Genomic DNA, 8801 nt, shown 5'->3' on the forward strand with positions numbered 1-8801 from the left:
TATGCTATCCTCAATATAGAAAGCTCGAAGAAATTCTGGGGTGAAGTTGATATATGCATAAAAATGAACCTAGAATTAGCAATGGCTTGAGAGTTTCCGAGAGTACTATTATAATAATCTGGGGGGTAAACATGTATAAACTTAATAATATAGACAAACTATCATTTATATTAGTATTGATTGGTGCTTTAAATTGGGGACTTTTAGGTTTATTAAATTTTAATTTAGTTAACGTTATATTTGGTGGCATTCCGTTTCTTACTAGAATAATATACATACTAGTAGGATTATCCGCAGTTAATATTATTGTTTTCATATTTAGGAGTAAAAAGGATTAGCTTTTACTATATATTATTACCATCTTCAAATGATGATTATTATTTAGTAGTGAAAATGCTTCATATATTATATGGAGCATTTTATTTAATCAATTGTTATTCTTTTCAAAACTATTACAAGGACAAAATTGATATTCATTTAAATCTATAGTATTATTCTTATTGAATTTTATACCTTCACTTTTAAGAAATAATCTTTGCAAATTTAATGATTCATAATCCTTTATGCTAATCTCACCTTTTGAATTTATAACTCTATGCCAAGGAAGGTTAAGCTTTTTACTTAAGGTATGAAGAATTCTTGAAACCTGCCTAGCTCCCCTTCGATTTCCAGAAAGCATTGCAATTTGACCATATGTCATTACTTTACCCTGGGGTATATCTTTTATAATTTCTACTGCTTTTTCTGTGAAAGGTTCCATTCATATCACTCCAATTATTAAACTAAATAAAGTATAAGTGCTTACAAATAATTAACTTCAGCGTTATACTCCCCTATTAGATTTATATTTATTAATAAAGCTGATTACATAAGGTATATGTTAAAATCATTGTTAATAATCCAAACATTTGTGACTAATTGGTACTCTTCTTCGCTTAGAGAATTACCTCTTATAAACACTTCTCCAGTTTTAATACCACAAATATTATAAATATAACATAATTCATCCATACAATATCCCTACCTTCTATGTATTTGTAATTTACTTAATTATATGTATTATATTAACATATTTAACCATCAATCGGATTTTTAGGCCCTTTTAGTTCTAATTGATAAAAAACAAGATTGAGCCACTTTCCAAATTTGAATCCTGCTTTATCTATCTTACCTGCATATTTAAATCCTAATTTTTTATGCATACGTACACTTTTTTCGTTAGACTCATCAATTCCTGCCACCATGGTTGCATATTCTTTTTCATTAATAATTTTTATTAGTTCTTTAATGAGTTTTGTTCCTGTGCCCTTGTTTCTACAATTGTTGTTAACATAAATAGAATGTTCAACAGTGTATTTATATGCAGGCCAATCCCTAAATGGTCCATATGTAGCAAATCCAATAACCTTATTGTTTTCTTCAACAACTAATATAGGGTATCCATCTTGTTTTTTCTTCTCATACCATTGTTTTCTATCATTAAGTGTATGAGCGTTATAATCATATATAGCTGTTGTATTTAAAATAGCATCATTATAAATTCCCAAAATGTCAATTAAATCATTTCCTACGGCTTCTCTTATCATTTTTATACTCATTTCACAATTTCAACTTACAATAAACATTGTTGTAAATAAATTCTTATATGTAATATTATACAACAGTTTTGGCATTTTTATTTATTATTAGCCCTCTTATACTCATCAACCAACTTATAAAAAGTATTCCTTTTAAGTTTCAACATTTCCATAGCAATTGTTCCGGTTAATTGTCTGTCTTTATACTTGGTATAGATTTCTTCCCAATTTAAAGGAAAGTTAATTTTTTTACGCCCTTTATATTTACCATTTGCTTTCGCAATGGCAATACCTTTTTTTTGACGTTCTAATAAAGTAGTCTTCTGAAACTTCTTAAGAGACTTAATCATAGTAAACATAAGTTTACCTGTGGAAGTACTAGTATCTAAATTTTCATTAATGCATATTAAATTAATTCCTTTACTTTCTAATTGCTCTCCTATTGTCAATAATTCCTCTGTTGACCTTGCAATACTACTGAAATTCAGCACATAAATTGTATCCCCACATCTTATAAAATCCATCATTGCTTTTAATTGCGGATGAGTTTCTATTCCATTTGTTGTTTCATTGAACCATTTTTCTATGTTGTAATTCTTAAACTCTTTAAATTGTCTATCGTCATTCTGATGATTTGAACTAACCCTGTTATAAGCAATGTTCATATAAACAACTCCTTTACTATTTACTACATATTAACATATTTACCTTTTAAAGTATACAACGTAAAACAGCTGTTTACTAATTTAATAAGTAATTTCAAACAAACAATTTTGAAAAAATACGGAGAAAGTTGTTTACTGACATAGTCTAAACAAACAAATATTAAAATAAAGCAACAGGTAATAATGTCGAATGCATTTCGACATTATTACCTGTTGCAAAACTCAGTTTAGTATAAGTATATTAAATTAAGGTTATTATAATATAGAATAATTAGTAAAGGAGATGTTTTTATGAGTCAAAATAAAACCATAGCTGAAAATAATCAAAATATTATACCAAATAGTGAAAATAGTCTGAGCAAAAATATGAGCATAAAACAAAAAGATCAAAATCTTATTGCCAATAGCTTAGATAGTAAAAATGCTAAAAATGGATATGAGGTTAATGGAAATGCTGGCATACAAGCTGCTAATCAAGGAACTAGAAACAAAAGATAAATTAAATTATTTAAAAAGATTAAAATGTGAAAACACAGTAGATTTACACTATTTCTACTGTGTTTTTAGTTAATACAAAAATCAAAAAAATTTTTACCGTATTTTGAAACATACACCGTAACATTCTAATTTTGTGTTGAGTGTATCCCTTTTGCAGATGAATTTTTTGGTGACAGAGTAGTTGTATGAGTACTTGGTGTTGATTTGCTTAACGAACTACTGGTAACTTTGAACCCATATTTATCTTCAAAGTATCATTAACACTTATCTAATTTTTTATTAAAACAATAGTATATATAAAATTCATTATTTATATTCTTTCGCCTTTTCCTGGCCATTTAAAACCCTTAAACCACCTTGAGCTAGTGCAAATAAATCATCTTCACCTGGATAAACTACAACCTTTGCTATAAACTTTACTCTATCAGTTATATATTTAACTATAAACTTACCATAAGCTACTCCTCCAGTTAAAATAATAGCATCTACTTTTCCTGATAAAGCTACAGCGCAACTTCCAATTTCTTTAGCTATTTGATATCCCATAGCTTCAAGCATTAATGTGCTATATTTATCGCCATCTTCTACTTGTTTTATTACATCACGATCATCATTTGTATTAAGGTATGCTACGAAACCGCCTTTTCCATTAATCTTTTTAAGTATCTCATCTAAAGTATATTTCCCACTAAAGCACAATCTAGCTAAATCACCTGATGGTAATCCTCCAGTTCTTTCTAGTGAAAATGGTCCTTCGCCATCTAGTCCATTATTAACATCAATAACTCTTCCATTTTTATGAGCTCCTACTGTAACCCCCATACCCATATGTGCTACTATTACACTAATCTCTTCATATTTCGTGCCCTGTTCTTTCGCATATCTTTTAGCTACTGATTTTTGATTTAAAGCATGAAAAATACTTCTTCTTTTTATTTCATCAATACCTGATATCCTAGCTACATTAGCCATTTCATCCACGACTACTGGATCAACGATAAATGCTGGTATATCTAAAGATTTTGCTATCTCACTTGCAATTATTCCACCTAGATTTGAAGCATGTTGACCTTGTACTCCAATTCTCAAATCACGAAGCATAAGTTGGTCTACATTATAAGTACCGCCTTCAATAGATTTTAAAAGCCCACCTCTACCTACTATAGCATCCAAAGTCTTTATATCAAATTTCTCTTTCTTAAGTATCTCTAGTATATGATCTTTTCTGAATTTCATCTGATCAAGTATACTCTCAAATCTGCCTATTTCTTCTGATGTATGCCTTATTGTTTTCTCTAAAATCTCTTTTTCATCTTCATACACACCAATTTTAGTAGAAGTTGAACCTGGGTTAATTACTAATAGTTTATATGACATATTGTTTCTCCTTTATTTTTAGAATTAGTACCATAAGTTAAAGTTTTATACATAATATTTACTGCTTCAATATTAGGAAATACAAGAATATTTGCTTCGTTAGCTACATGGTTTTGTAAATTTTTTTGTTCCCTAGCTTATTCTGATATTCCTATATCGAGTGCTAAAGGGCCATCCATTCCTATATACTTAGTAATAAATATTATTTCTCATTTATCTCCTACGAGAATTGCATTTGCTATACTCTTTTAAATTCTGATTTATATTCCTATGTAAGGCAACTAATAACTAATTTATCTGTAAACTAATTACAGTTATTTATATGTCGAAAGTAAGGCATGCAAGATAATCATTATATTGTATGCCTTTTTATTTAAAACTGCAAAACATTTATAAGAAATATATGTTATATATTAATGTAATAAGGGGGAGCGCCAACATTTCCGACAAAAACCACGTTAACGAATTAAATGGATAAAAAATTGAATTTTTACCCACTCTAAGCAATTTTATGTATTATTAATATTCAACGGTCTCAATTCATCCGATTCAAGAACATTTTTAACTTCTCCACGTTTACCAAAGAATAATTCTATTACCAACCTAGTAAGATTAACAAAACTAAGTTGGTTCTTTGTTATAAAAAATATTTTACTTTCAAAATGGGTGAGACCTATTTTGCATTATCACAATAGTAAATCATTGACTCACTTAAGAAGTTAGCTAAGCCTTTTTTATATTTATCAATGTTAGTCGTGAAACGTTCATCGTTAACATATAAATCAGCAAGCCCTCTAAATATTTCTAGAGTACAATTATAAAAATTATCAGTAATGTGTTGTTTTAACTCATTAACTGCCTTTTGAACTTCTAAATTGTCTATTCCTTTATCCATGTTAGCTATAATTTTCTCGTTAATTTTTCTATTGCTTGTATTAATTCTAGCCCAATCCTCTTTTGTGTATTTCGAGGTTTTTATTAAGCTTTCATTATAAGCATCGGTATCACCATATTTTCGCTTAGTTTCCTCTGCATATCTATCTTTATGAGCTTGTATCTCGCTGATATCAAACCCTTCAAACATTTCATTCTTTTTCATATCTATTCCTCCTTCGATGTAATCTATAGTTTTATCTACAGATTTTATTATCTTATCTAGCCTCATCTTTTTTTCTATTAATAACTCCCTATGAGTTTTTAGTGCATGTTTTTTATCAAAGTCTGGATTATCTATAATTTCTTTTATTTCTAGCAGAGTAAAATCCAATTCCTTAAAGAACAAAACTTGCTGTAATCTTTCAAGGTCATTATCAGTGTAGAGTCTATATCCGGCCGGGGTTACAGAGTTTGGCTTTAAGATGCCTATCTGATCATAATGATGAAGTGTGCGCACACTTATACCAACCATATCAGCTACTTCTTTTATTTTATAAGACATAACATAACCTCCTCTGTTTTTTATTAATATTCCATACAAATCAATAATAAACTATCACGCTACGTCAGAGTCAATACATGTTTTAAAATAAAATAAAAATCTCTTTACTCATTTCAAAACAAAAATTGTCTTTCCTCTCAAGTAAATATAAATCAAAGAAAAAATATAAGCATAAAGGTAGATTTCTCTAACCTCATGCTTATATTAATTTCCAATTATCTTATTGAATACACTGCAATTCCTATTAATCCTGGCCCTACATGTACTCCTAATACGGGACTTATCTGTCCTCCTATTGTTACTTTACAATTAGTAATTATCTGTTCCAATTTATCTTTAATCTTTAATCTTTTCTAGTTCTAGTACATTACCGGTATACATAATTATAATCTCTGATTTTTTTCCAAGGTCTGCAAAGTCCTTTGCCAGCATAATAGCTTTCCTAACACACTTTATTGAACCACGTTCTTTTCCTGCAATGCAATATGCACCATCTTCACCACAGGTGATAATTGGTTTTATACCTAGTGCTGCCCCAATCAGAGAAGCTACATGGCCAATTCTGCCGCCTTTCCTTAAGTATTCTAAGGTTTCAAGACAGAAAAAAACTTTTGAATTACCATACTCTGATTTTAATAAACTTATAGTTTCCTCATAGCTTCTTTCTTCTTCCAAGTGATTAGCTACTGATATTGCATACATCCCACTTGCAATAGCTATATTTTTTGTATCGAATAGATATGTTTGTATACCTCTTAGTTTAAATTCTTCACTAACTAATCTAATAAAATTGAAGGTCCCACTTAAATTACTTGAAATACTAATTGATATGATTTTGGTGTAACCATCTTTAATTATATTTTCGAATACCTCTTGTGCATCACCGTATTTCGGTAATGAGGTTGTTGGAATTTCCAACTTCAGTTTTTTATATATTTCTTCAGGTGAAATATCAATTCTATCTCTATAGGATACCTCTTTATAATTTATTCTAAGAGGCACTACATAAATCGGATATTTTTCTAGGTACTCTTCCGGAACATCACAACAAGAATCAACTAAAATTGCAAACCCATAATGTTTATTTTGCACCTTAATTTTATTAACGTTACTATTCATAATTCCAGCATTCCTTTCACTTTTAGCAGAGAAACTTTCTACTATAATATTTTTTCTATTATAATGAATAAATTAAATATTTTCTACAATTAGAATTTAAAAAATCATTTTTAAAATCACACTCCATAACTTTTAAATAAAATTATTTTTAAGTGCCACATAAAAGTGCAGTTAAAGAACCAAATTTTTTTCCTTTAGTTACTTCGTAATAGCCAAGTTATTCATTCCCACAGAACTTATCAATTAAGTATTTCTTTTTTAAAGTTTTCATTATAGACATTACGCACTATACCTTTATCATTAATAATAAACTGGTTTGTTTACATAATTCAACAAATATTCAATATTATCCTTTAAAATACGCATAAACAAGTAACTTAATTATTCTTTCATTATATACAAATGTTACTATTTTTATAGACTAGTACAGATTTATACATCCACACAATTTTTAATTACATATCTTTTAACAACATTTAAATCTACCAATAAAAGAACATTTCTGTTTCCTAAAACTTACCTCACAAACTCTTAGAAATTAACAATCTCGGCCTTATTTATCATTCAATATTAAGTGTAGTCCAGCCTGCGAGCTTTAGATTCGAAAGAAGCAGTTCTTAAATTCTAAAGCTCTATCCATAATTATCACAGTTATTTCAATTTTTGAAAAACTAAATAATATATCTCTTATTGGCTTACTTGATGGTGGATTATCAATAATCCCTATATTTGTCATACTCCCGGTTACTAGCATAGTATAAATAAACAAATATTTTATAAGTATACACACTAACGAAATGGAGGTTAATATGGTATCTAATACAATATTTAATAAACAAAATATAAAAAATGCACTTTTTGTAATAGGTGGATCTTTAATATCTGCTATTGGCGTAAATATGTTTTTAATCAATGCAAAACTATTCGGTTCTGGTTTATCAGGAATAGCAATTTTAGTTCAGTATGCTTCTAATTTTCCAGCAGGATATACTGTACTATTAGGTAACATCCCCTTAATCTTGTTAAGTTACAACAAATTGAACAAAAGATTTACTATTTACAGTACACTTGGTACTCTTTCGTTAGCGATATTTTTAGTGCTTACACAGCACTTAACAAGTATTATATCAGTTAATGACACACTCTTACTTTGTGTTTATGGAGGAATATTAACTGGTGCGGGGCACGGTATAGCTTATGCAAATCATGGGTCAGAAGGTGGCATGGATATTGTAGCTATGCTTGTTAAAAAAAGCTATGATAGTTTTAATGTAGGTCAGCTTGGCTTTTTTGTAAACTGTGTAATAGTATTTATAGGAATGTTATTAAATGGAATAACACCTGCTTTGTATACATTAATGAGTATATATATAGCAGGTATTATTACAGACAAGATGATTCATGGATTATCAAGAAAAATGGTATTACTTATAATTACGGATAAAGAACAGGAGGTATGTAATTATATAGAACAATATAAATATCATGGTGTTGCTATCTTAGAGGGGAAGGCACTTAAGGGAAATAAAAGAAATTTAATATATTGTATAGTACATGTATCAAGATTACCGTCATTAAAATTTGGAGTCCAGAAAATAGACAACAACGTACTTATTTCTATACTAGATGCTTCAGCGGTTGATGGCAGAGGATTTAGCACAAGTATTCTATAAGTGTTAAATAATTGGATCTATGATGTTAATATAAATTCAAAACTGTACCCTTGTACTATTAACAAACTCACAGTAGTATTAAAGGGTGAACACAACTACACCAAATTTATAACTTCTGTAAATTTTTGCTAAATTTTATCCCCTATATATATTTATCTACTCAACATTATGAATATAATTCTTACACACAAATAAAATCTGTCTTTTCAATCATATATTATTATAGATTTGAAAAGAAGCGGGCCGAAAAGTAATACTGGTAAAGTAGGGATTGGGAATAAAGTTATATAAATAAAAAAAGAGTCGTGAAATTATTCACTTCACGACGTAATATTTTTATTGAAAAACAATAATATGATTAAGCCACAAAAAGCTATATTTTCTCCGGTAGGAGTTAAGCTATTTCAAATTTTAGGCTATGCCTCTTGAAAATATTGTAAATTAATATGAAAAT

The 8801-nt window shown here is 28.7% G+C and carries 11 protein-coding genes and 1 pseudogene; 3 read left to right on the plus strand and 9 right to left on the minus strand.

All coding sequences use genetic code 11. The features are described 5' to 3' along the window. The first annotated feature begins 131 nt into the window (after positions 1–131). Positions 132–338, plus strand: a complete 207-nt coding sequence (locus tag KPL38_RS16760; RefSeq protein ID WP_216290286.1) for a DUF378 domain-containing protein — start codon at positions 132–134, stop codon at positions 336–338. A gap of 89 nt (positions 339–427) precedes the next feature. On the opposite strand, the gene KPL38_RS16765 is transcribed toward KPL38_RS16760, so the two are convergent. From KPL38_RS16765 to KPL38_RS16780, 4 genes are all read right to left on the minus strand, one after another. After that, the gene (locus tag KPL38_RS16765) at positions 428–760 is read right to left on the minus strand and encodes an MGMT family protein (protein WP_216290287.1); all 333 of its coding nucleotides are present in this window, start codon (positions 758–760) and stop codon (positions 428–430) included. Positions 761–864: 104 nt separating this feature from the next. Further along, positions 865–1011, minus strand: coding sequence for an NUDIX hydrolase (locus tag KPL38_RS16770; RefSeq protein ID WP_216290288.1), 147 nt, complete (start codon positions 1009–1011; stop codon positions 865–867). A 62-nt stretch (positions 1012–1073) separates the two neighbouring features. Next, on the minus strand, positions 1074–1598 hold the full coding sequence (locus KPL38_RS16775; protein ID WP_312884259.1) for a GNAT family N-acetyltransferase: 525 nt from the start codon (positions 1596–1598) through the stop codon (positions 1074–1076). 77 nt (positions 1599–1675) lie between these two features. Next, positions 1676–2242 (minus strand): recombinase family protein, encoded by a 567-nt coding sequence (locus KPL38_RS16780; RefSeq protein WP_216290289.1) that lies wholly within the window; start codon positions 2240–2242, stop codon positions 1676–1678. A 291-nt stretch (positions 2243–2533) separates the two neighbouring features. Between KPL38_RS16780 and KPL38_RS16785 the strand changes: the two genes are divergently transcribed. Further along, positions 2534–2740, plus strand: a complete 207-nt coding sequence (locus tag KPL38_RS16785; protein WP_216290290.1) for a hypothetical protein — start codon at positions 2534–2536, stop codon at positions 2738–2740. Positions 2741–3046: 306 nt separating this feature from the next. On the opposite strand, the gene buk is transcribed toward KPL38_RS16785, so the two are convergent. The 5 genes and pseudogenes from buk to KPL38_RS16810 all read right to left on the minus strand — a co-directional run bounded on the left by buk (position 3047) and on the right by KPL38_RS16810 (position 7410). Continuing rightward, entirely contained in the window at positions 3047–4117 is a 1071-nt protein-coding gene (gene buk, locus KPL38_RS16790) for a butyrate kinase (RefSeq protein WP_216290291.1), read from the minus strand. Continuing rightward, a pseudogene (locus tag KPL38_RS19800) lies at positions 4099–4239 on the minus strand (phosphate acyltransferase); the annotation flags it as partial. The gene buk and the pseudogene KPL38_RS19800, both read right to left, overlap by 19 nt. Before the next feature lie 551 nt (positions 4240–4790). After that, on the minus strand, positions 4791–5555 hold the full coding sequence (locus tag KPL38_RS16800; protein ID WP_216290292.1) for a MerR family transcriptional regulator: 765 nt from the start codon (positions 5553–5555) through the stop codon (positions 4791–4793). A 336-nt stretch (positions 5556–5891) separates the two neighbouring features. Continuing rightward, positions 5892–6674 (minus strand): DegV family protein, encoded by a 783-nt coding sequence (locus KPL38_RS16805; protein ID WP_216290293.1) that lies wholly within the window; start codon positions 6672–6674, stop codon positions 5892–5894. A gap of 595 nt (positions 6675–7269) precedes the next feature. Then, a complete protein-coding gene (locus tag KPL38_RS16810) occupies positions 7270–7410 on the minus strand; it encodes a hypothetical protein (RefSeq protein ID WP_216290294.1) in 141 nt (46 codons plus the stop codon). A 73-nt stretch (positions 7411–7483) separates the two neighbouring features. Between KPL38_RS16810 and KPL38_RS16815 the strand changes: the two genes are divergently transcribed. Then, positions 7484–8347: a YitT family protein gene (locus KPL38_RS16815; protein ID WP_216290295.1), complete on the plus strand. Its 864-nt coding sequence runs from the start codon at positions 7484–7486 to the stop codon at positions 8345–8347. Positions 8348–8801 lie beyond the last annotated feature (454 nt).

This window comes from Clostridium psychrophilum (assembly GCF_018861705.1).
Classification (GTDB): Bacteria; Bacillota; Clostridia; order Clostridiales; family Clostridiaceae; genus Clostridium_AD; species Clostridium_AD psychrophilum.